Origin of the sequence: Paenibacillus sp. HGH0039, from assembly GCF_000411255.1 — a bacterium.
Lineage (GTDB): Bacteria > Bacillota > Bacilli > Paenibacillales > NBRC-103111 > Paenibacillus_F.
In genome coordinates, this window is the sequence record NZ_KE150413.1 from 2449466 (window position 1) to 2471435 (window position 21970).

A 21970-nucleotide genomic window follows, 5' to 3' on the forward strand; every position below is an offset into this window, starting at 1 on the left:
ATGAAGACAATTTCCGTTATTTTCCGTAAAATAAACACATGGAGGTGTCGAAGTTTGCATTTATTTCTGCGTTACGCCCACCGGATTTTACGTTTAAGCAACGGGCTGCTGGCGGTTATGGCCCTGTTGTTTGTGCTGCTCGCCTCCGTGCTCGCTTACTGGCTGGAACCGGACACGTTCGAGACCTGGTTCAACAGCCTGTACTGGGTCATGACAACGATGGCGACCGTCGGGTATGGCGATTATTTTATGAAAACGGCTTTGGGCAAGCTGTTCACGATCTTTCTGTATCTGTTCGGAATCGGACTTCTCAGTCTCGTAATCGGAAAAATCATTGATGCCTTTGCAACTTTGAAAATAAGGAGGGAAACCGGAAAAGTGAATTATCATGGCCGCGGTCACATCGTCGTCATCACCTGGAATAAGAAGGCTTATTCCGCCGTAGAGGAACTTATCGCTTCAGATCCCGAACTGGAAATCGTCATTATAGATGAAAACGAGAAAATTCCTTACGACCACAAAAAGGTTCATTTTGTAAGCGGCGACCCCACTCTAGATAAGACGCTGATCCGGGCTGGGCTGGATAAAGCCAGATCAGCCATTATTTTCGCCGATGAAACAAGCAGCGGTTCGTCCCTGGTGGACGGCAAAACGCTGCTTATCGCGGCCAGCATCGAAAGACTCGCTCCCGATGTTTATACGACCGCGGAAATTATGTCGGAGAAGCATATTCAGAACTTCCGGCACGTAAAAGTAAACGATTTCATTCTATCGCACGACGCGGTTTCCATGCTGGCCGTCCGGTCGGCGCTGAACGAGGGCAGCGTTGAGCTGTACATGCAGCTGATCAGCAGGCAGTATGGGGGAGAGATTTACGAAGTGTCGGTGAATCCCGCTTGGGCGAACTATTACGACGCCTTTCAGGACCTTCTTAAAAAAGGCGCGACCCTGCTCGCCGACCGCCAGGATTTAAGCATCAATACACGGCTGAACGATCCGATTCCGGCGGACGCGAAGCTGTTCGTCGTATGCTCGCCCGAGACGTACAAGCATTTGCGGGACCATACATAACCCAATCGTCTAAAAAGCGGTCTGTCGAAGATAAACGGCGGACCGAGCAACAAGCCAAACCTTGGAAAGGGTTTGGCTTTTTTTATGCGGAACCGGGCTTAATGGCTGAAATGCGATCCCAAAAGCTCGTTTTCCAACATGTTCGAGTTACGGTTGAAGCAGGGGCATATGTTTCATGGATACTCAAAATTTGATGTTGACAGAGGAAACGAAAGACGGTATATTTTCCGTTATACGTAATCGTAACGATTACTATTAACATAATGAAAACGCCAGTCGCCCTTACATACCGGGGCTGAAAAGAAGACGGACATGCTAATCGCCGTTTTAACGAGGCGGAGTTCGGTGATCATGACGCGCTAGTAATACCGAATAAAGGAGTGCGATGAAATGGATAACAAAATACCCGTGACGGTATTAAGCGGCTACTTGGGCGCCGGAAAAACAACCCTGCTGAATCATGTGCTGAATAACCGGGACGGCTTAAAGGTGGCCGTTATCGTCAATGATTTGAGCGAAGTGAACATGGATGCGGATCTGATCCGCGACGGCGGTGGGATTTCGCGTACGAACGAAAGCCTCGTCGAGATGTCCAACGGCTGCATCTGCTGCACCCTGCGCGACGATCTGTTGAAAGAAGTGGAGCGGCTGGCGAAAGAAAACCGCTTCGATTACATTCTGATCGAATCGACCGGGGTGGGAGAACCGCTGCCTGTAGCTCAAACTTTTACTTATATCGACGAGGAGCAGGACATCGATCTGACCCGGTACTGCCGTCTGGACACCATGGTTACGGTCGTGGACGCTTTCCGGTTCTGGCATGACTACGCTTCTGGAGAAACGCTTCTGGACCGCAACCAGGCCGTCAGCGACGACGACAATCGGGACGTGGTCGATCTGCTGATCGACCAGATTGAATTTTGCGATGTGCTTGTGCTTAACAAATGCGACAGGATCGACCCGGACGAGCTTCTGGAGCTGGAGCGCGTACTCCGTTCCCTTCAGCCGAGAGCGAAATTCATCCGGTCCGTTATGGGTGAGGTGGCTCCGGCCGAGATTTTGAACACGAATCTGTTCAATTTCGAAGAAGCCAGCGCTTCCGCAGGCTGGATACGGGAAATGGAGAAGGAGGAGCATACGCCCGAAACCGACGAGTACGGAATTTCTTCTTTCGTGTACGAGCGCACCCTGCCCTTCGAGCCCCGGCGTCTGAAAAGCTGGATGGAGGACTGGCCGGCGGAAATCGTGAGGGCCAAAGGAATCATGTGGCTCGCTACCCGGAACAAGTTCGCCCAGAATCTCAGCCAGGCGGGGCCTTCGATCCGGTTCGGACCGGCGGGCTATTGGGTGGCCGCGCTCCCGGAAACGGAGAAGCAGGCAATCCTTGCCGAAGAAGGAGATTCCATCCCGCGCTGGGACCCTGTTTACGGCGATCGCATCAACAAAGTAGTGTTTATCGGGCTTGATTTGGATCAAGGGGAAATTGTCCGTTCCCTGGATGCCTGTCTGCTGACCGAAGAAGAAATGCGGAGCGATTGGAGCCGTTTTGCGGATGAACTGCCTAATTTGGTCGGTGAGCTGAATGAGGCCTCTTTTTAAACGGAACAGGAAGAGGATAAGGAGGAGGTGAATGGGCATGAGAGTGACGGTTACGCTGGCGTGCACGGAAACGGGCGACCGCAACTATACGACGACGAAAAACAAGAAAACTCAGCCGAACCGGCTGGAACTGCGCAAATACTGTCCGCGCCTTAAGCGCCACACGCTGCACAGGGAAACGCGCTGAAGAAACGGCATCAACTCGATACAGGGAGAGTATTTCCTGATTTTGGATGAAAAAGAGCGGGTAACCGCTCTTTTTTTTGTTTAAAGGTATAGTAGACATGGCCGCAGCTAAGGGAGAGAAGGGTTGACGATGGAAAAGCCGAACAAAGAGACGGAACAAACTTCCTGTGAGGACGCGACAGCGGTGCGGGAGGGAATTAAAAATTTTATTAATTATTTGCTTTCCCGGGGGCCGGTAGACAAGGTGATCGACGGGGCTCAGCAGGCTGTGGATTTCGCTTCCGCCAACATCCCGTTCGAGGCGGCTGCCCGTTACCGGCAGGAAATCGGGGGCATTTTTACGAGTTATGAGCAGCTTCTGTCTATACCCGGCGTCGGGCAGGAGGTAATCGAAGAACTGGGTTCATATGTGAAGCGTTTGGATCTGGCCAAGCTGAACGCTCTGCTGCCGCAGACAACGTCCGGTAACAGGGTCGACGCCTACGTGAACGGTCCGGACTGCCTGCGCGTCCTGCTGGACGAGATCGGGGGAGCGGAGCGGTATATCCACTTTTCCGTGATGCTGTTTTTTAACGACCAATCCGGGAAAAAAATCGCCGGAGCGCTGCTGGATGCGCTGAAGCGGGGCGTCAAAGTCCGGCTGATGGCCGATTTCGGAATTACCGCCTTGGGCTACAACATGAACCTCGCCGTCGGGGATATGGAGGAAGTGATCGAAACACTCAAAGAAGCCGGAGGCCAGGTCATCAATACGTTCAAAACGTGCTACGGCAACGAAGAGTGGCCCGCCAAGAGAGCGGAGCTGGCTTCCCGGGGAGTGCCCGAAAGCAGCCTGTTTCTCCAAGATTACGTCCAGGAGCAGATGACGATGGGAGTCAACGTGGTCAATCACCGGAAATTTATGATCGTCGACGGAATCAGCTCTATTGTCGGATCCGTGAATGTAGGGGATCAATATTTGTTCGATACACCGGTTTTGACCGATCCCGAACAAATATATGCGGAAGGGGACAGAGGTCCCGGGCTTGGCGTACCGGCCCGGGAAGAAGAGTGGCACGACGGATGTTTTCGAATCCGGGGAGCCGCAGCAATAACGCTGAACCGGATCTTTTCCTTTCAGTGGACGGTGCTTGGCGGAGACGTGTTCGATCCGGAAGATTCTTTCTACAAGCCGGAGAGAGATATGCGCTTCGGTGACGAAGAATGCACGCTGTACGCGAGCTTTCCCGGGAATCCGGTAAACGTGATCCAGCAGTATTATTTGTCTCTGCTCACGTATGCCGGTGACGAAACGGTGATCGTCAACCCGTACCTGATCGACCAAGCCTTCTGGGATGAGCTGAAAAGCCTGGATGAGCAGAGGTCGGGGTGCATCGCGTTATGCAACCCCCTGCGTGTCAACGACCATCCGACCAACGGATCGGCGGTGCGCAGCAACATGTACGAGCCTTTTCTCAAAGGCGTCGCGTTCTATGACTACAGTCATACGGAGCGATTTTCTCATTGGAAAATCACCTATGACAAGCGGTCCGACTGCGTGTTTCACGGTTCCTACAATATCAATGAACGAAGCGCCTGCCACGATTTCGAGCTGGGGGTGCTGGTCAAAGGAAGATCGTTTGCGGATCAAGTGAAAAAAATGATTGACTATGATTTAAGCGTATCGGAGAAAATCTCCGGGCCGGAAACCTTTTTTAAATACCCTGCCCTGCATCCATCCACGTATTGGAACAAACTGACGCAAAATTTCACCTGACCGGATCGAGGGATTGAAGGGACTGACGGAACGGGCCGAACGGCAAGAATGACGGGACTTCCGGCTTCCTATTCCTCGTTCGTTTACGAGCCGCCGGACGCCTCTTCATACGGTACGATGGGTGCGTGCGTACACCTGAACCGGTTTAACGTCACAGAAAAAGAGCGGCGCCTTCCGTCGGACAACGGGAGGGCCGCTCTTTTTCGTTCAAGAGGGGCGGCGAGCAGGAGTGCTCGCGCCGGAGTTTATTTTTTCAGCCACAAGGTCGGGACGTTGGCAGGCTCCCAGCCGACCAGGGAAGTGTGCGACTGCCGACACTCGTATGTGCTGCCGTTATACGTTACGAGCGTGCCCGCCGTATAAGCGGTGTTCGGAGCCCACGGAGCGGCTGCCGAAGGAGCGGAGGTCGTAGCGCTGACGGCATTGCTGTCAGCCGATTCGTTGCCGGCCGCATCGAAAGCGCGCACCGTGTACGTGTAAGCGGTACTGGCGCTCAATCCGCTCACCACGGTATCCAGCGTTGTGCCGGAGACGGATTTTACGAGCGCGGCGCCTTGATAGACACGGTAGCCGGTTACACCGACATTATCGGTGGAAGCGCCCCATTTGAGCGAAACGGACGAAGAAGTCGGCGAACCGACGACTTGCAGCCCGGACGGAGCGGTAGGCGCTGTCGTATCGGCTGCGGCAGCCGTTGTTTTGAACGTCACGGCGTTGCTGGCAGCCGAGTCATTGCCGGCCGCGTCCGTGGCGCGGACCGTGAACGTGTAGGACGTGTTCGCCGTCAATCCGGCCGTGTTGTAGCTCAGCGTCGTTCCGTTTGCAGTCGTGCCGACGAGCGTGGAGCCGTTATAAATCTTGTAGGCCGTCACACCGACGTTATCCGTTGCCGCGCTCCAACTGATCGTCGCGCCGGTCGCCGTAATGTTGGAAGCTGACGCGTTTGACGGTGCAGTCGGTGCCGTTGTATCGGCCGGTCCGCTGCCGCCGAAATTGGCGTCGATTACGTTGTAGAAGGCATTCTCCGTATCCGCGATTTCCCAAACGGCCAGAATGACCTGGTAACCCGTTCTGCTTGGCACATTACAGGTGTCCGTGTATGTGAATCCCGGTTGTTTTCCTTTAAAGTTGACGGAGCAGAAAGGCTGCAGATCGAAGGATGCGCGGCTCAAAGGCGCGTTTGGATCCCAGTTCTGCTTGGTGATATAGTACTTCCAGCTGGTAGTTGCATGATTGGCTTCAATGGTCCATTTGAACGTATTCGTTCCCGAAGACATGTTCACTTTGGTCCAACGTGTGGCCGATTGCTGATCCAGTTCCGGAAACAGGCCGCTTGCGCTGGCAATTTTGCCGTCCGCCGGTCCGGCTGCGGGGAATCCCTTGTAGGCTTCGAGACTTTGCGGCTCGTAGATGATCGCACCGCAGTTTTTATTTTTGCCGGCAGCGCACAGGTAACCGCGGCTTCCCGGTGATTCGATGTATCCGTGTGCCGACGCTTTTTCGGTAATAAGGAGCAGGCAGAACGCCAAAGCCAGTGCCAGTCCGCTTGCGATCAGACACTTGGCCAGTACAGGATTGCGGAGCGAGATTGGGGTCATAAAAGAGCCTCCTTGAATGGATTGGGGTTCGAATCGGAACGAAGGGGCGCTGCGCACGATCGCTTAGAAATTCGTCAATAACCTCCTTTCGGTAAAACGGGAGTTTGCGGACGATTGCGGTGCAAGATTGCCGGTCAGCCTCCTTTCGGAAGTGGTGTTATATAAACTCTCGTGAGAGCTTATACCGGATTCGATTGCCGGGGCGATAAAACGCTTACATTAAACCGAGGAGGAGACTTACAAAGTAAGCTCCATGGAGGTGAAACAGCCTTTTATAACTAAAATATACATCATTTACCAGGATGACTCAATCATTTATTTCTAAACTATCGAAGGAAAAAACAAAGGGACGAACGAAGGCTTAAATCGGTTCAAGTCGCCCGGATGAACAGCAGCTCGTAAGTAACCGGGATACGTCCCTGTGTGCCGTAATCTTTTTCGTAATGTTCAAACATGCCGCTGAAAAGGCGTCTGGGGCTCAGGCCCGGCAGCTGTAAGGCGTTAGTCGTGCTTGCGCCGAGAGATTTCACGCTTTTTAAGAAGAGGGCGACGTCGGGAAAATACTCGGTCCGCACGAGGCGCGTCGTCCGAATCTCGCCGAAGCCAGCTTGACGAAGCATATCCGTCCACTCGTCCCCGCCGTGAAAAGACAAACCGTGCCGCTGCGGCGGGATTTCCATAGACCGGTAAGCTTTGTCGAAAGAATGGTGCAGCTCGGTAAACGTAGCCGGGCCGAAGGTGGCAAACATCAGCTTGCCGCCGGGCTTCAGGAGCCTGCGCAGGTGAAACAGCGTCTGCGCGGGGCGGGTGAACCACTGGAAGCAGGCGCTGGAAGCGATCAGCCCGTAAGAAGAAGAGGGGGCGTCGGCGGCCCATTTTTCGATATCGGCCTGCAGGAACCGGACGGAGTCGGGCTGGTTGTCCGGGAAGCCGGGCGAAATAGGCGCCGGCGCCGAAGATTCCCGGGGAGCGTCGGAATCGCGATCGTTTCGCCCGCTGCGGGCACCCAGCCGGTTTCTCGCCGCATCCAGCATGGCGGGCGAGAGATCGGCCGCGGTCATTTCGCCGCCGGGCGGCAGCAAGGCCGCCAGCCGCTCCGTGAGCAGGCCCGTGCCGCAGCCGATTTCCAGCACCGGCGGATGGCCTGCTGGAATACGGGCAAGCCGGCTATGCGGCGGCGGCAGCTCGTCCCGGATCAGCCGGGCAAGCTGCGCGGTCATAAACCGCTGAACCGCGGCATTTTGGTCGTAAAGCCCGGCTGCGCTCCGGTCAAACTGACGCCGGATTCTGCCGCTCAGATGAGTCATTCCACCAGCTCCTTATCGTTTCGGCGGTTTGCCGTTCTTTTTGCAGAAAGGGAACATGGCCGCGTCCGGCGGCTTCCACGAGTACGGTCTGCGGAACGCCCGTTTGTATTTCCAGTGCCGCGCCGTAAGGGCATACCTTATCGTGCGTACCGTGAATCAACAGGGTCGGGCAGTGAATGTCCGGCAGCACGTCCCGCACATCCTCGGCGACGAGAAGCTCTAGGCCGGCGATAAGCCCCGGCACGCTCCAACCGCTCGCTTCGGGAAGTCTGGCGTCAAGTCCGTCCCGCCGCTCCTCTTTCGTGAACATCAGCCTGCGGAACTGCTGAAGCACCCGGTCCGCATCTTGGCGGAGCGCCGGAATCATGGCCTGCACGGAAGCGGGAGCCCAGCCTGAGTGTTGCTCGGCGGGCCGGCGCACAAAACAGGCGGTGGCTCCGAACAACACCAGCCCGTCGGCTAATCCTTCGGAAGCGAGCCGCAGGGCGAGCAGCCCGCCCAGTGACCAGCCCGCGATCAGCAGGGGAGCCGGAAGCGCACTCTCATGCGGTTCGCCATGCGATTCGCAAGCCCGGAGAGACAGAGCGAGGCGACGGACCGAATCCGCGATAGCCCCGGGGGATTCCGCCGAGCCGTAATCCGCACAGAAATGCCGGAATTCCGGAAGCTCCCGCCGGACATCATCGAAGACGGCAGGCGGCATGCTCCAGCCGCTGAGCCACAGGATCGAACCGCTTTTTTTCGAGAAAGCACGGGGACGTTCATAATATGCACTTGGTTGGAGGCCAAACTCCGTGTTAATGGGTGTGGAGTGCTTTGCGCGCTGTTCTGCGCCGCCGTGCTCCTTCACCGGGTGAACGCCCCGGCCGGGCGTTTGAGAAAGGGCACGCTTCATGCGAGAATCCCCGCTTCCGCTGCCGCGCTCACGATGCTTTCGGCTGCCTTGCTCAATACGGCATCGCTATGCGCCGCCGAAAGGGAGAAGCGGACCCGGGCGCTGCCCGCCGGAACAGTCGGAGGACGTATGGCGGGGGCGGCGATACCGTGCCGTTCGAGCGCTTCGCACCAACGAAGCGAATCGCGACTGCTTCCGGCAATCACGGGAACGATGGGCGAGTCTCCCGGCATCACGTTCAGTCCGGCTTGCGCAAGCCTTTGGCGGAACCGGCCGGAAACTGCCCGGAGATGATTCCGCCGGTCATGCGCGGTCTGCACAATCCCCAGGGCCCGGTATATCCCGGCAGCAACGGGCGGCGGCAGAGCGGTCGAATAAACGAGGGGGCGAGCTTTATTGACCAGCCAGCGGATCAGAGTCCGGCTGCCGGAAATATGCGCTCCGTACACGCCGAAAGCTTTGCTGAACGTACCCATGATGACGTCGGCTTCCCGGTGCACATCCATGGCGTGGCAAAGCCCTTCGCCGTTCGATCCGTACACCCCCTCCGCGTGAGCCTCGTCCACCATGAGCATCGCGTCGTAATTGTGTTTCAGCTCCACCAGCTTGTGGAGGGGCGCCGAATCTCCATCCATAGAGAAGATGGAATCCGTTACGATCAGCCTGCGCCTTGCTTTATCGGATTTTTTGAGCAGGTGTTCCAAATGCTCCATATCGTTGTGCCGGTAGCGGATATGTCCGGCCCGGCTCAGGATGATGCCGTCCGTTATGCTGGCGTGATTGAGCCGATCGGAAAAAACGGCGTCTCCCCGGCCGACCAAGGCGCGTATCGTACCGAGGTTGGCCATATAGCCGTTAGCGAAAACGAGCGAGGCTTCCTTCTTCTGCCAGACGGCCAGTTCGGCTTCCAGTTCGCTGTAAGGCGGCCGGTTGCCTGTAAGAAGCCGGGAAGCCGCCGCTCCCGATCCGCATTCCTCCAGCAGCGCGCCGCGCATCGCTTCCGCGATGTCCGGATGACGGCTCAGGCCCAGATAATCATTGGAAGTCAGATCAAGAAGAATCTGCCCTCCGCGCATCAAATGGCCGGGAAACGAGCGGGATACTCCGGTATCCGTCAGCGTCCGCTCCAGAGATTCGTCCGCCAACGTCTGCAGTTCATTATCGATCCAGATCATTGTGTTCATATCCGCACCTCGGAACCTTCTCCGGAGGGTTCCGGTGACGGCTCCAGGCATTTCGACAAAAAGGAGCGGACTGGAGCCAGATCCAGTGTCGTATGTGCGGTCTCCGCGAGCAGGTGCGGCCCCTGCACGTTCCCTATAGACGGAAAACGCCCCAAAACCTTGACGCCGCCGAATGTTTCGATTAAGTCGGCATTTCCGGCAACGCTCGGGTCCAGCCCGTCCGGCGCGTTTTGTACGTCCGCAGACTCAAGAACCCCCGGAGCCCCAGGAGCGCAGGCGCCTTCATTGAGCACGACACCCAGAATGTCAACCCCGTGCTGCCTCAGGAACGAGACCGTCAGGAGGGTATGATTGACCGTGCCGAGTCCCGCGCGGGCTACGATCAGCACCGGCATGCGGAGGAAGGCGATCCATTCCGCAAGCAGGGCGTCTTCCGTCAAGGGGACCGCCGCCCCGCCCGCTCCTTCGACGAGCATCGCATCGTAGCGTGAACACAAGGGCTGCCCGGCTTCATATAGCATGTCCATCGTCAGACGAACGCCTTCTGCCTTTGCGGCGAGTAAAGGCGCAAGCGGAGCGCGTAACGTAAAGGACGCCACTTCTTCCGGCGGCTCGGAAACGCCGCTTCCAGCCGCAAGTTTTTCGGCGTCGCTTAGTCCGCTGCCGATGGGTTCGCCGGACTGCACCGGCTTCCAGACGCCCACGTTCCAGCCTTCCGAGCGAAGCGCGGCGGCCAGGGCGGCCGTGACGACCGTCTTGCCGGCTCCGGTATCCGTCCCGGTTACGAAGATTCCCCGGATTCCGCTCACGGCCGCCACCCCTGTTCCGTAACGTCACGGATAGAAGCGGCGATGATGTCCGTCATGGCACCCAGCTCATCCCGTGTACTTGCCAGCGGGGGGATGAAGACGATTACATTGCCGAGCGGCCGTGTCAGCAGCCCCAGTTCCCGGGCCCGCGCACATACATGAACGCCAATCCGTTCCTCCCAGGCGTAGGGCTCCTTGGTCTTTCTGTCGCGGACCAGCTCAATTCCGACGAGAAGACCTTGCTGCCGGATATCGCCCACGTGGGGGCTTGCTTTCAGGGAAGAGAGCTTGCCGGCTACAAATTCGGCTTTGGCGGCAACGCCTTCCACTATACGGCGTTCTTCCATCAAGCGGAGATTTTCCAGAGCGACCGCGCAGCCCAACGGATTTCCAGTATAGGAGTGACCGTGGAAAAACGTTTTCTGCTCCTCGTAATCCGCATAGAAGGCGTCATACACGTCCTCGGTCGCAAGCGTAGCCGCTACCGGAAGATAGCCGCCCGTCAAGCCTTTGCCCACCACCATGAGATCCGGTGCCACGTCTTCGAGATTGCAGGCAAACATAGCGCCCGTGCGTCCGAATCCGGTCGCCACCTCGTCCGCGATCAGCAGCACGCCGTGCTTGCGGCACAGCCGGGCGATTTCGCGAAGGCAGCCCTCAGGCATGACGATGATGCCGCTGGCGCCCTGCACAACCGGCTCGACGATGAGACCGGCTATTTCATCGGCTCGTGCTTCGAGCAGCAGCCGCAGCGTTTCCAGCGTTTCGGTCATCGCGCCGGATGCGCCGCCCGGGTGCCGGAAAGAATCCGGGTAAGGGATCGTATGAGCCTCAAAAAGCAGCGGACGGAAAACTTCATGATACAGCGGAATCGCTCCTACGCTAACCGCGCCGATCGTATCTCCGTGATAAGCTTCTTTCATCGTGATAAACGTTCGTTTGCTTTCCATGCCTTTGTTGCGCGCGTATTGATAGGCCATTTTCAGGGCAATTTCCACGCCGGTTGCGCCAGAATCCGAAAAAAATACTTTCCGGAGCCCGTCCGGTGCGATTTCCGACAGTTTAGCGGCCAGCTTGATGGCGGGAATATTGCTTAGTCCGAGCAAGGTGGAGTGTGCAACGAGTTCAAGCTGCCGGATAATCGCCTGGTTCAGTTCCGGAACACCGTGGCCGTGCACGTTGAGCCAGACGGATGAAAAACCGTCATAATAAGCTTTTCCCTCTGTGTCAAAAAGCCGGACGCCATCTCCGCGTTCGATAATGACGGGATCGGCAGCGTTGTAATCCTTCATCTGCGTAAAAGGGTGCCAGAGGTGGGCTTTGTTCAGTTCAGCCAATTGTTCGTAGTCTGTAAGCAAGCAAACCGCATCCTTCCATTTTAATTGTCAACCTCATGCGTTAAATACAGGTTAACAATATAACGTTCATTCGAAAATATCAAGTTTGCAGATAGAATGATAGAGGAGAGGTGGGGAAAAGATAAAGATTTCCTTAAGCTTCCATAGAGGGGCCTCAAGACTCTCTCTCAACACAGCTTCTCGCCTAGCTTTCCGGCAGTAGAATGCCATTTCCTCACAATTAATTTCTTCGTGGTAAAAATCTTACCTACTAGTCATATCTCCTTACACATCCAGCTAAAATCTATTGAAATTCAAGGTCCAATTGACCGTGTGTATTCTAGTCACTTGCGTTTGTGAAGCCTAAAAAAGTTTATCATGTCATATTCATGTTATGTATACGCGGCTCAGTAATAATTTTGGTCACTAAAATAAAATTCCAATTAAATTTAATCGCTTACATTTTGCTTTAAAAATTTTATTTATAATACATGTTATTTATATTGACACCGTATAAGGCTATGACTATTATTATAAATATCACTGGAGAATATAAAGAAAAAAAGACAAAGTTTTCGTTAAATATTCGTTAAAAACATCAGTTTACAGTCAAAATCCTCATTAATTAATTCATTGATAAAAATAATGGAGAATGAATAGTGAAAAAACATGACCAGGATTTTATGAAACGCCAGAATCGGCTGACGGTGTTTGAGATCATCAAACACCAGCAGCCCATCTCCCGGGCTTCCATTGCCAAGCAGACCGGGATGAGCCCAACTACGGTAAGCCGCATTGTGGCGGAGCTTGCAGAGGAAGGGTATCTGCTGGAGTCCGAACAGGTCTCTGCCGGGCTCGGCAGGAAGTCCACGCTGCTTGAAATGGTTGATGCCGCCGTGCTCTCGGTAGGCGTTGAGCTGGACCGCCATCAAGTAAATATTGGCATTGTGGATTTGCAGGGCAATGTTGTAGCCATGAGCCAATATCCGCGGTCAGTGGAAGAGAGTCCCGAAGTTACGCTGGAACGCGTTGGAACAGAGATTGACCAGCTTACGAAATCCAATGAGATCGACTGTGAGCGGATCATCGGAGTTGGTGTCGGCCTTCCCGGGATTATAGATAATGACACGGGAGAAGTTATGTTCTCCGTACAGCTCGGTTGGAGAAATGTCCGGCTTGCTGAACGGCTTAAAGAATTCACCGGTTATGATGTGGCGGTGGACAACGAGCTCAAGGCCAAGGCCCTGGCCGAGCATCTGAAGGGCGCGGCGATTGGCTCACAGCGGACCGTCCTGCTTGGTTTCGGGAATGGAGTAGGTTCGGCGTTCATCATGGAAGGGGAGATCTACCGGGGCAGGACGAACAGCGCCGGTGAAATCGGCCACACGACGATTGATCCGAACGGCATGCTGTGCGACTGCGGGAAGGCGGGCTGCCTTCAGACTTACATCAATATCAAATCATTGCTGTCGGAAGCGAACAAGATCCGGCCGGTCCGCTCGATCGAGGACCTTTTTGAAGCCAAGAAGGCAGGGGAACGCTGGGCACTGCATCTGATCGAACGCGCGCTGATGTACATGGCGATCACCATTAACAATGTGGTCTGCATGTACAACCCGGACAGTGTCATCCTTAGCGGGGAATTGACCGACAAATTCCCGGAGATCCTCGATGAGGTGGTCGACCTGTGTTATTCGAAATATGTGTGGGAGCCCCTCAGGGGTGCCTTCCGGATTCTGAAGTCTGAACTGCATGAGCAGGGCGTAGTCATCGGCTCGGGATTGATTTCGCAAAACTGTTTTTTTTCATTGGAATAAGTCAGAGCAGTTAGCAGGGAAGAGAAGGATTGGACATTAAGGAGGGGACAACGATGAGATTTACCCCATTAGTTGAGGAGTACCGCGGCGGTGTGCTGGAGAACGTGCACTACGGAGCGGTCAGCATCGTGGATGAGAAGGGCCGAATCCTCTATTCGGCAGGTGACCCTGAACATCTCACGTTTCTAAGGTCGGCTGCCAAGCCGTTCCAGGCGCTTCCGGTTATGAAAAGAAAAGTTGACGAGGTGTGCGGACTCACCGGACAGGAGGCAGCCTTGTTTGCTGCATCCCACCGTGGAGAGCGCTTTCATATTGATGCGCTGGAATCCATGCTTCTGAAGACAGGCATCCAGGAGGAAGGGCTGCACTGCTGTGAGTCGTATCCGCTCAATGAAGATGCGAAGGCCGAGCGCCACCGGGACCGCGAACCTAAGCGGAGAATCTTCCATAACTGCTCGGGCAAGCATACCGGACTTATTGCACTGAGCAAGCATATGGGCTGGGATGAGCGGACGTATTACGAACCTGAGCATCCTGTTCAGAAGGAGATTGTGGAGACCCTTGCTTATATTGCAGAGGTTCCCGAAGCTTCGATCCCGCAAGGGATTGACGGCTGCGGACTGCCGATCTTTGCACTACCGCTGCACAAGATCGCCTATTCCTTCCTGAAGCTGGCCTGTCCGGACCTCATTGAAGATAAGGAGACACGGGAGGCGGCGGCCCGGATCGCCCGGCTGATGAATGAGTACCCCGATATGATCGCGGATACCCGGTTCGTCTGCTCGGAGCTGCTCAAGGACCCGAACCTGTCGGCCAAAGGCGGCGCAAAGGGAGTGTACGGCATTGGGCTGAGAAACGAAAGACTCGGAATTTCCCTTAAGGTGTCCGACGGTTCCGAACAGGTGTGGCCGAGCATTATCGCTTCGATCCTTGAGCGCCTCGGCTACAGCAATCAAGAGACCATTAACCGCTTATACAAGCTTGTACCGAATTCCATCGTCAATGACGGGGGAACGGAAGTGGGAGAACGCCGGGCGGTGTTCGAACTGAAGCCTTCATCCAGGGAATAACCTCCAATCCTGCAAGTAAGCATACCGGACATGGAGCGATTCTATATTAACTACTTTTGAGGAGTGAGACGAATGAAGGTTCAAGGGAAAATGTGGTCCACACTAATGCTGCTGCTGATCTTCGCTGTAGTTGCCGCAGGTTGCGGAGGTAATACGGAAACTGGCAAGGAAAGTGCGAATACGGGCAAGAGTGAAGGTACTCAGACCGTATCCAAAAACAAAAAAGATGTTGTTATTGCCATTAATGCTAACTTTATTACACTGGACCCTCACAACACGAGCGATACTCATTCGATTACCGGAGCAAGAACCATGGTTGAAGGCCTGATGGGCTTCGACGAGAACATGAAAGTCGTTCCGGTGCTGGCCGACTCCTACAAAATTAGTGATGACGGTCTGGTATACACGTTTACATTGAAGCAGAACATCAAATTCCACGACGGTACGGATTTCAATGCCGAAGCAGTTAAGGTGAATCTGGACCGAATCCGTGATGAGAAGAACAACCTGAAGATGCGCAAGAGCTTCGCCAAAGTCAGCAAAGTTGAGGCTCCGGATGCCAAAACCGTAGTCATCACCTTAAGCGAACCGTATAACGCCTTCCTGAACAAAATGGCGATGGCCCTGATCGTAAGCCCTAAAGCACTGAAGGAGCAGGGCGAGAATATCGGTAAAAATCCGGTAGGTACAGGTTCTTTCAAATTTAAGGAATGGGTGCAGGGCGACCGCCTTGTGGTGGTGAAGAACCCGGATTACTGGCAAAAGGATCTGCCGAAGGTGGAGAGCATCACCTTCAAGCCGGTACCGGAGAACGGTTCCCGGATTGCGATGCTGAAGACAGGGGAAGCGGATTTCATCTATCCGATGCCAACTGAACAAGTCTCCCAAGTAGAGGGGGACAGCAATATTGTGGTAGATAAAACGGATTCCACAATTGTCCGTTACGTCACACTCAACACGATGAAGAAGCCGTTCGATGATGTGAAGGTTCGTCAAGCGATTAACTATGCGATTAACAAAGAAGCTTACATCAAAGTCGTCAAATCCGGTCTGGGTGTGAAGCTGGATTCTACCATGTCTTCCAAGACGCAGTACTACTCCCAGCAGAGCGGTTACGACTACGATGTGAAGAAAGCAAAGAGCCTGCTTGCAGAAGCCGGTTATCCTGATGGTTTCACGGCCGAGATCTGGGGCGAGAATGATTCCGAGACAATGAAAGGCATGCAGTTCATTCAGCAGCAACTGGCTCTTGTTGGCATCAAGCTGGATGTGAAGTCGATGGAAGGCGGTACCTTGTCTCAGCAGATTAACTCCGCTGCTACACCAGAGCAGGCCAAGATCCAAATGTGGTATGTAAGCTGGTCCCCGTCTTCCGGTGACGCAGACGGCGCTACAAGAGGTCTGTTCAGCAGCGAAATGTTCCCTCCGGCAGGAGCCAATACGGCGTACTATAAGAATCCGAACGTGGATCAATGGATTGCCGATGCCAACAAGGCGACTGATCCAGAAAAAGCGAAATCCATTTATGCGGATATTCAAAAAACAATCTGGGCTGATGCCCCATGGGCCTTCATGGGTGTGGATCAGGTGATTTCAGGCAAGAGAGCCAGCCTGAGCGGCGTAAAAGTATTACCGGACGGCTCCATTACCGTTCGTGATGTGGAAGTGAAGTAATCGTTACTTAAGGACGAACAAGTCCGGGGATACGAGCAGGGAGCAAGAAGCAGAAAGTAAGAAGCTAGAAGCACTAAGCAAGCAATAGCTTGGGGTTGTTGATGCAAAGCAAGGGGCCGTTTCTGTCTGTAGCTGAGGAGCGGCCCCTCTTATGTACTTGTTCAATGAAGGGGGCTCACATGATGGGAAGATACGCGCTACAAAGACTACTTGGAGTCATTCCGCTGCTGTTTGTCGTATCGGTGCTGGTCTTCATGTTCATACACTTAATCCCCGGCGATCCGGCTCGGCTTGTCGCGGGCAAGGAAGCCACGCTGGAGGAGATTAACGGCATACGGGCACAACTCGGGCTGGATCTGCCGCTATGGCAGCAATATTTCAATTATATGGGCAAGCTGCTGCATGGCGATTTGGGCAGTTCTCTGCGGTCCGGCCTGCCGGTATCCGACATGCTGATGAGCAGATTGACGCCAACCCTTATTTTAACGTTTTTGAGCTTGGGCTGGGCATTAATCATCGGTCTGCTGATCGGTACGATCTCTGCGGTTAACCGCAACAGATGGCCGGATTACGTGGGCATGCTGACCGCAATTTCAGGCATCTCGATCCCAGGCTTTTGGCTGGGGCTGGTGCTGATTCAGATCTTCTCGGTACAGCTCGGCTGGTTCCCTACCGGCGGAGTGGATTCCTGGAAGTCCTATATTCTGCCTTCCCTCACACTTGGAGCGGGAATTATGTCCATGCTTGCCCGGTTCTCCCGCTCATCCATGCTGGAGACGATGCGGGAAGATTATATCCGGACGGGACGTTCGAAAGGGCTTAGAGAGTTCGTCGTGGTTGGACGCCATGCGCTGCGCAACTCGCTGATTCAGGTTGTCACGGTGGCGGGTCTGCAATTCGGGTTCCTGCTGGGCGGCTCCGTGATGGTGGAGACGGTATTCAGTATTCCGGGTCTTGGAAGGCTGCTTGTGGATTCGATTTCTTTTCGGGATTATACGGTGATTCAAGCGCTGCTCCTGCTGTTTGCGACCCAATTCATCCTTATTAATCTGATCGTTGATATGCTGTACGGTGTGCTGAATCCGAAAATCAGGTATGCGTCTAGCTAGGGGGGGAACAGGATGGACAACAATACAACGGTGATGGGAGCCGACTCCTCAGGGGCTGGTGTGACCCTGGTGACGAAGCCGACCAAAGGCCGTGCAGCGGAGTTCTTCAGCAAGTTCTGCAAGCAGAGAGGGTCGCTTGCAGCAGGCATTTTTATTATTTTTCTGACGATTATAGCGATCTTCGGTCCGCATCTTACACCTTATGATCCGAATGTGCCGGATTATGATGCGCTCATGACTGGTCCATCGGCCGCGCATTGGGCCGGAACCGATGAATATGGCAGGGATATCCTGAGCCGTCTGCTTGACGGAACAAGGTTGACCTTGGCGGTCAGCTTGAGTTCCGTGCTGATTGCGGCTGTGCTGGGTACCGTGCTTGGATTGCTCAGCGGATATTACGGAGGCTGGCTCGACCGGCTCATCATGCGGGGCAGCGATGTGCTGTTCTCCTTCCCGGATCTGCTGCTGGCTATCGGGATTGTGGCGATTCTGGGCCCGGGACTGTCCAATGTGGTCATTGCCGTTGCCGTGTTTGGCACGCCGTCATTTGCGCGGATTATCCGCAGTGTCACCTTAAGCGCCAAAGAGACTTTATTTGTGGAAGCAGCCCGCTCGATGGGCGCGAAGAACGTGCGCATTATATGGCAGCATATTTTTCCGCAGACCGTGCCGAGTGTGATCGTGAACGTAACGATGAAGATCGGCGGTGCGATTCTGGCGGCATCCTCCTTGAGCTTCCTGGGTATGGGGGCGAAGCCGACCGAACCGGACTGGGGCGCGATGCTGAGCATGGGGCGCGACTATTTGAGCATCGCTCCGCACATTGTGTATTTTCCCGGGATAGCGATTTTTCTGGCTGTACTTGCTTTTAACCTGGTTGGGGACGGACTGCGTGATGCGCTGGATCCCAAGACGAAAAATTAAAGGGGGACAGGGCCATGACACCCAGACTGCTTGAAGTGGAAGGATTGAAGACAGAGTTCAGACGTGATGGCGGAAGCGTACTGGCAGTGTCCGGCATTGATTTTCACATCAATAGAGGTGAAGTGCTGGGGCTGGTCGGCGAGAGCGGCTGCGGCAAAAGTGTGACTTCCTTGTCGATTATGCGGCTACTCAAGGATACACCGGGAAGGATTGCCGGCGGGGCAGTCCGGTTCGAAGGCACCGACCTGACTCAGATTCAGGAGAAGGAGATGCGGAAGTTCCGTGGCAATGAACTGGCGATGATCTTCCAGGAGCCGATGACCTCCCTGAACCCGGTGCTGCGAATCGGACGGCAATTGGAGGAGCCGATTATGCTGCATCTCGGATACAGCCGGAAGCGTGCACGGGAGCACGCCATTCATACACTGAAGCTGGTCGGGATTCCCCGGGCGGAGGACGTGGCCGATGAATATCCGCACCAGCTGTCCGGCGGAATGAGGCAGCGCGTGATGATTGCGATGGCCATGTCGTGCGGCCCGAAGCTGCTTATTGCCGATGAGCCGACAACGGCGCTTGATGTGACCATCCAGGCGCAGATTCTGGACCTGATGAAGCGATTGAAGGAAGAACAGGAGATGGGCATGCTGTTGATTACACACGATCTCGGTGTTGTGGCGGAAATGTGTGACCGGGTGGTTGTTATGTATGCGGGACGGGTTGTGGAAGAGGCACCGGTTCAGGAGCTATTCGCAAATCCCCAGCATCCGTACACCAAAGGCCTGATCCAATCCGTTCCCAAGCTGCGCCAGAAGGTTCGCCGTCTGGAATCCATTCAGGGCAATGTGCCTGACTTAAGTGCGATGCCTCCAGGCTGCAAATTCATGCCGCGATGTGCGTATGCGATGGAGCGGTGCCTTCAGGAACCGGAGCTTCTGCTTGTGGAAGGACAGGAGCAGCGGAAAAGCCGCTGCTGGTTGACGCAAATGGATACACCGGAAGGGGGAGACAACCAATGATACAGTCACATACAGAGACTCCGCTGGTTGAGGTAAAGGGGCTGCGCAAATCTTTTGCCGTGAAAAAGGGCTGGTTCGGCGCGGCCAAATACTTGCGCGCAGTGGATGGTCTGTCCTTCGCTATACGCAAAGGGGAGACGTTCAGTCTGGTCGGGGAGAGCGGCTGCGGGAAGTCTACGACCGGGCGGCTTGTGAATCGGCTGCTGAAGCCAACAAGCGGTGAAGTATGGTTCAACGGACAGAATATCAGCAACCTTTCCGACAACCAGATGCGTCCAATGCGCAAAGATATGCAGATGGTCTTTCAAGATCCATACGCATCGCTCAATCCGCGGATGAAAGTGAAGGAACTTGTGGCTGAACCGCTGCTGATCCATACGAAGCTCAGCGTGAAGGAGCGGGATAAGCTGGCCCGGGAACTGCTGGAGACAGTAGGCCTCAGCAGCATTCATGCCGAGCGCTATGCCCATGAGTTCAGCGGCGGCCAGCGGCAGCGGATCGGGATTGCCCGGGCGCTGTCCGTACGTCCGAGCCTGATCGTGGCGGATGAGCCGGTCTCGGCGCTGGATGTGTCCATCCAGTCCCAGGTGCTGAACCTGATGCAGGATCTGCAAGAGGAGTATGGCCTGACGTATCTGTTCATTTCCCATGATCTGAGTGTGGTTGAGCATATTAGCGACCGTATCGGTGTGATGTATCTGGGTACGCTGGTGGAAACGGCGGACAAAGACACGCTCTATGACCGTCCGCTTCATCCATACACCCAGGCGTTGTTGTCATCCGTGCCGGTTCCAGATCCGAATCAGAAGCGGGAGCGCATTATTCTAAAAGGGGACTTGCCGAGTCCGGTTGATCCGCCTTCCGGCTGCCGGTTCCATAACCGCTGCCCGGCCTGCATGGATATTTGCAGGCAGCAGGAGCCGGTATTCCGGGAAGTGGAACCCGGACATCAGGTCGCCTGCCATCTCTATAATGAAGCCTGATTAGGCGGCTTATTACAATGCCTAAGGAAAGGATCGCTATGCACATTACACTAGATATGACTGAACTGGCGGATGTTCTCATTCATCCGGTATATGCGGGGGAATCGTTTCCCTATGCGCTTAATGAAGCGCGCAAGCGGCAGGGCACCATGACCTGGCTGTACGCCCGTTCTGCAGGTGAAGCGGATGTGCTCGCCGCCGGAATGGGGGAGCGTTGTGCGGTGACGCTGGAACGGGTACGCCGCGCCGGGGGCGCCGCGGCACGGACTCTGCTGCAGGAAGGGCGGGGCAGCGCGACGCTGCTCAAACATCCGGGCACAGTAATTGGAGTTGGAGTTGGAGGCCGTGAGAGCATAGAGTCCGCGGCCGCGTGGCTGCAGGCCTGGATTGAGGGCTGGCTGCTTGGATTATATCGGTTCGATAAATATAGAAATGTCACGAAAATAAGCGGCAGTGTGAAGTTGAATCTGCGGTCTGCAGATTGGCCTGAACTGTCCGCGGCCGGGCTGAATTCGGTCATTCAGACGGCCATGCACCGGGCGGAGGCGACAAATCTGACCCGGGACTGGGTGAATGAGACGCCGGGTACGTTGAACCCGGATGCTTTTGTGGAATGGACGCGGGATCTCTTCAAAGACAGGCCGGTAAATATTTATGTCTACCGGGGACAGGAGCTAACTGAGCGCGGCATGAACGGCCTGCTGGCAGTGGGTGCCGGGAGCAAGCACGCTCCGGCGCTAATCGAGCTGAGGTACGAAGCCTGCCCGGATGCCCCGATGCTGGCCTTGGTCGGCAAAGCCATCACCTTCGATATGGGCGGCATGAACGCGAAGACGGGCCGGGACATCAGCGATGCCCGGATGGATATGGGCGGAGCGGCCGCCGTCATCGGCGCGCTGGACATTCTGGTCCGGCAGCAGGCCAAGGTCCGGGTCACGGCCCTGATCGCCGTGGCCGATAACCTGCCGGATGCCCGCGCCACGCTGCCTTCATCCGTGATTGCATATCCGAACGGCTTGACCGTTCAAATTGTAAATACGGATGGAGAAGGCCGGCTCGTGCTGGCAGACGCGCTGATCCATGCGGCCGGGCTTGGCGCAGCGCAGGCGATCGACATTGCCACGCTAACGGGCAATGTCGGGGATGCGCTGGGACTCGGGATCGCCGGCATATGGGGCGATGCCGATATGACGCGCGAGCTGGCCCGGATTGGCGAGCATAATGGCGAGCGACTGTGGCCGATGCCGCTTATGGATGATTATGAATCCGAGCTGAGAAGCAATTATGCCGACCTGCGTAACGTGGGCACCTCTACGCTGGCCGGCGCCATCACAGCAGCGTTATTTATTCGGCGGTTTGTCGACAAATCCATGAACTGGGTCCATATTGATATGGCCGGCACGGTACAGTACAAGCAGGATGTCGGTTACGCAGAGGCGGGAGCGACAGGGTATGGCGCAAGACTGCTGGCTGATTATGCGGTGAATTATGCCCGGACGGAAGTGTGACGCGGGAAAGGAACCAGGGAATAGAGCAAGGAATGGAGCAAGGAATGCAACAGAGGACGTATCAGAGGATATGTCAGAGAATACATCAAGGAATGAAGCAAGGGATGCAGCAGGGTTTGTATCAGGG

At 55.2% G+C, this 21970-nt stretch carries 18 protein-coding genes; 12 read left to right on the forward strand and 6 right to left on the reverse strand.

The features are described from left to right. The first annotated feature begins 54 nt into the window (after positions 1 to 54). The 4 genes from HMPREF1207_RS25565 to HMPREF1207_RS25580 all read left to right on the forward strand — a co-directional run bounded on the left by HMPREF1207_RS25565 (position 55) and on the right by HMPREF1207_RS25580 (position 4612). The gene (locus tag HMPREF1207_RS25565) at positions 55 to 1071 is read left to right on the forward strand and encodes a potassium channel family protein (RefSeq protein WP_009673788.1); all 1017 of its coding nucleotides are present in this window, start codon (positions 55 to 57) and stop codon (positions 1069 to 1071) included. 390 nt (positions 1072 to 1461) lie between these two features. Further along, a complete protein-coding gene (locus tag HMPREF1207_RS25570; protein WP_009673715.1) occupies positions 1462 to 2670 on the forward strand; it encodes a GTP-binding protein in 1209 nt (402 codons plus the stop codon). Between the two features lie 37 nt (positions 2671 to 2707). Next, positions 2708 to 2857, forward strand: a complete 150-nt coding sequence (gene rpmG / locus HMPREF1207_RS25575; protein ID WP_009673609.1) for a 50S ribosomal protein L33 — start codon at positions 2708 to 2710, stop codon at positions 2855 to 2857. A 129-nt stretch (positions 2858 to 2986) separates the two neighbouring features. Continuing rightward, positions 2987 to 4612 carry a phospholipase D-like domain-containing protein gene (locus HMPREF1207_RS25580; RefSeq protein WP_016424141.1) on the forward strand — a complete coding sequence of 542 codons (1626 nt, stop codon included), beginning with the start codon at positions 2987 to 2989 and terminating at the stop codon, positions 4610 to 4612. Between the two features lie 245 nt (positions 4613 to 4857). Here HMPREF1207_RS25580 and HMPREF1207_RS25585 read toward each other — a convergent pair whose 3' ends face one another. From HMPREF1207_RS25585 to bioA, 6 genes are all read right to left on the reverse strand, one after another. Continuing rightward, entirely contained in the window at positions 4858 to 6210 is a 1353-nt protein-coding gene (locus HMPREF1207_RS25585) for a lytic polysaccharide monooxygenase (RefSeq protein WP_009673860.1), read from the reverse strand. A gap of 371 nt (positions 6211 to 6581) precedes the next feature. Next, positions 6582 to 7517 (reverse strand): methyltransferase, encoded by a 936-nt coding sequence (locus HMPREF1207_RS25590; protein WP_009673887.1) that lies wholly within the window; start codon positions 7515 to 7517, stop codon positions 6582 to 6584. After that, complete coding sequence (locus HMPREF1207_RS25595; protein WP_009673758.1) at positions 7480 to 8412, reverse strand: alpha/beta fold hydrolase; 933 nt, start codon at positions 8410 to 8412, stop codon at positions 7480 to 7482. The genes HMPREF1207_RS25590 and HMPREF1207_RS25595 overlap by 38 nt, the downstream gene beginning before the upstream one ends. Next, complete coding sequence (bioF, locus tag HMPREF1207_RS25600) at positions 8409 to 9596, reverse strand: 8-amino-7-oxononanoate synthase (RefSeq protein ID WP_009673642.1); 1188 nt, start codon at positions 9594 to 9596, stop codon at positions 8409 to 8411. Before bioF ends, HMPREF1207_RS25595 begins: the two co-directional genes overlap by 4 nt. Further along, the gene (gene bioD / locus HMPREF1207_RS25605) at positions 9593 to 10405 is read right to left on the reverse strand and encodes a dethiobiotin synthase (protein WP_009673701.1); all 813 of its coding nucleotides are present in this window, start codon (positions 10403 to 10405) and stop codon (positions 9593 to 9595) included. Before bioD ends, bioF begins: the two co-directional genes overlap by 4 nt. Then, entirely contained in the window at positions 10402 to 11763 is a 1362-nt protein-coding gene (gene bioA / locus HMPREF1207_RS25610; protein ID WP_009673795.1) for an adenosylmethionine--8-amino-7-oxononanoate transaminase, read from the reverse strand. Before bioA ends, bioD begins: the two co-directional genes overlap by 4 nt. Positions 11764 to 12401: 638 nt before the next feature. Between bioA and HMPREF1207_RS25615 the strand changes: the two genes are divergently transcribed. The 8 genes from HMPREF1207_RS25615 to HMPREF1207_RS25650 all read left to right on the forward strand — a co-directional run bounded on the left by HMPREF1207_RS25615 (position 12402) and on the right by HMPREF1207_RS25650 (position 21843). Further along, positions 12402 to 13559 carry an ROK family transcriptional regulator gene (locus HMPREF1207_RS25615; RefSeq protein WP_009673562.1) on the forward strand — a complete coding sequence of 386 codons (1158 nt, stop codon included), beginning with the start codon at positions 12402 to 12404 and terminating at the stop codon, positions 13557 to 13559. Between the two features lie 53 nt (positions 13560 to 13612). Then, positions 13613 to 14629: an asparaginase gene (locus HMPREF1207_RS25620; RefSeq protein WP_009673749.1), complete on the forward strand. Its 1017-nt coding sequence runs from the start codon at positions 13613 to 13615 to the stop codon at positions 14627 to 14629. Positions 14630 to 14701: 72 nt separating this feature from the next. After that, complete coding sequence (locus tag HMPREF1207_RS25625; protein ID WP_009673789.1) at positions 14702 to 16303, forward strand: glutathione ABC transporter substrate-binding protein; 1602 nt, start codon at positions 14702 to 14704, stop codon at positions 16301 to 16303. 182 nt (positions 16304 to 16485) lie between these two features. Then, the gene (locus HMPREF1207_RS25630) at positions 16486 to 17412 is read left to right on the forward strand and encodes an ABC transporter permease subunit (protein WP_036740357.1); all 927 of its coding nucleotides are present in this window, start codon (positions 16486 to 16488) and stop codon (positions 17410 to 17412) included. A gap of 12 nt (positions 17413 to 17424) precedes the next feature. Next, a complete protein-coding gene (locus tag HMPREF1207_RS25635; RefSeq protein WP_009673663.1) occupies positions 17425 to 18336 on the forward strand; it encodes an ABC transporter permease subunit in 912 nt (303 codons plus the stop codon). A gap of 14 nt (positions 18337 to 18350) precedes the next feature. Beyond that, positions 18351 to 19352, forward strand: coding sequence for an ABC transporter ATP-binding protein (locus tag HMPREF1207_RS25640; RefSeq protein ID WP_009673594.1), 1002 nt, complete (start codon positions 18351 to 18353; stop codon positions 19350 to 19352). Further along, the gene (locus tag HMPREF1207_RS25645) at positions 19349 to 20335 is read left to right on the forward strand and encodes an ABC transporter ATP-binding protein (protein WP_009673582.1); all 987 of its coding nucleotides are present in this window, start codon (positions 19349 to 19351) and stop codon (positions 20333 to 20335) included. The genes HMPREF1207_RS25640 and HMPREF1207_RS25645 overlap by 4 nt, the downstream gene beginning before the upstream one ends. Before the next feature lie 38 nt (positions 20336 to 20373). Next, on the forward strand, positions 20374 to 21843 hold the full coding sequence (locus HMPREF1207_RS25650; RefSeq protein ID WP_009673875.1) for a leucyl aminopeptidase family protein: 1470 nt from the start codon (positions 20374 to 20376) through the stop codon (positions 21841 to 21843). The last annotated feature ends 127 nt before the right edge of the window (positions 21844 to 21970 follow it).

What these genes read in the sequence shown, in the direction of transcription:
- rpmG (WP_009673609.1), top strand. Translation starts at nt 2,708, where the DNA reads ATGAGAGTGACGGTTACGCTGGCGTGCACGGAAACGGGCGACCGCAAC.
- HMPREF1207_RS25570 (WP_009673715.1), top strand. Translation starts at nt 1,462, where the DNA reads ATGGATAACAAAATACCCGTGACGGTATTAAGCGGCTACTTGGGCGCC.
- HMPREF1207_RS25595 (WP_009673758.1), bottom strand. Translation starts at nt 8,412, where the DNA reads ATGAAGCGTGCCCTTTCTCAAACGCCCGGCCGGGGCGTTCACCCGGTG.
- HMPREF1207_RS25620 (WP_009673749.1), top strand. Translation starts at nt 13,613, where the DNA reads ATGAGATTTACCCCATTAGTTGAGGAGTACCGCGGCGGTGTGCTGGAG.
- HMPREF1207_RS25650 (WP_009673875.1), top strand. Translation starts at nt 20,374, where the DNA reads ATGCACATTACACTAGATATGACTGAACTGGCGGATGTTCTCATTCAT.
- HMPREF1207_RS25640 (WP_009673594.1), top strand. Translation starts at nt 18,351, where the DNA reads ATGACACCCAGACTGCTTGAAGTGGAAGGATTGAAGACAGAGTTCAGA.
- bioF (WP_009673642.1), bottom strand. Translation starts at nt 9,596, where the DNA reads ATGAACACAATGATCTGGATCGATAATGAACTGCAGACGTTGGCGGAC.
- HMPREF1207_RS25625 (WP_009673789.1), top strand. Translation starts at nt 14,702, where the DNA reads ATGAAGGTTCAAGGGAAAATGTGGTCCACACTAATGCTGCTGCTGATC.
- HMPREF1207_RS25630 (WP_036740357.1), top strand. Translation starts at nt 16,486, where the DNA reads ATGGGAAGATACGCGCTACAAAGACTACTTGGAGTCATTCCGCTGCTG.
- HMPREF1207_RS25580 (WP_016424141.1), top strand. Translation starts at nt 2,987, where the DNA reads ATGGAAAAGCCGAACAAAGAGACGGAACAAACTTCCTGTGAGGACGCG.
- HMPREF1207_RS25585 (WP_009673860.1), bottom strand. Translation starts at nt 6,210, where the DNA reads ATGACCCCAATCTCGCTCCGCAATCCTGTACTGGCCAAGTGTCTGATC.
- HMPREF1207_RS25635 (WP_009673663.1), top strand. Translation starts at nt 17,425, where the DNA reads ATGGACAACAATACAACGGTGATGGGAGCCGACTCCTCAGGGGCTGGT.
- HMPREF1207_RS25645 (WP_009673582.1), top strand. Translation starts at nt 19,349, where the DNA reads ATGATACAGTCACATACAGAGACTCCGCTGGTTGAGGTAAAGGGGCTG.
- HMPREF1207_RS25590 (WP_009673887.1), bottom strand. Translation starts at nt 7,517, where the DNA reads ATGACTCATCTGAGCGGCAGAATCCGGCGTCAGTTTGACCGGAGCGCA.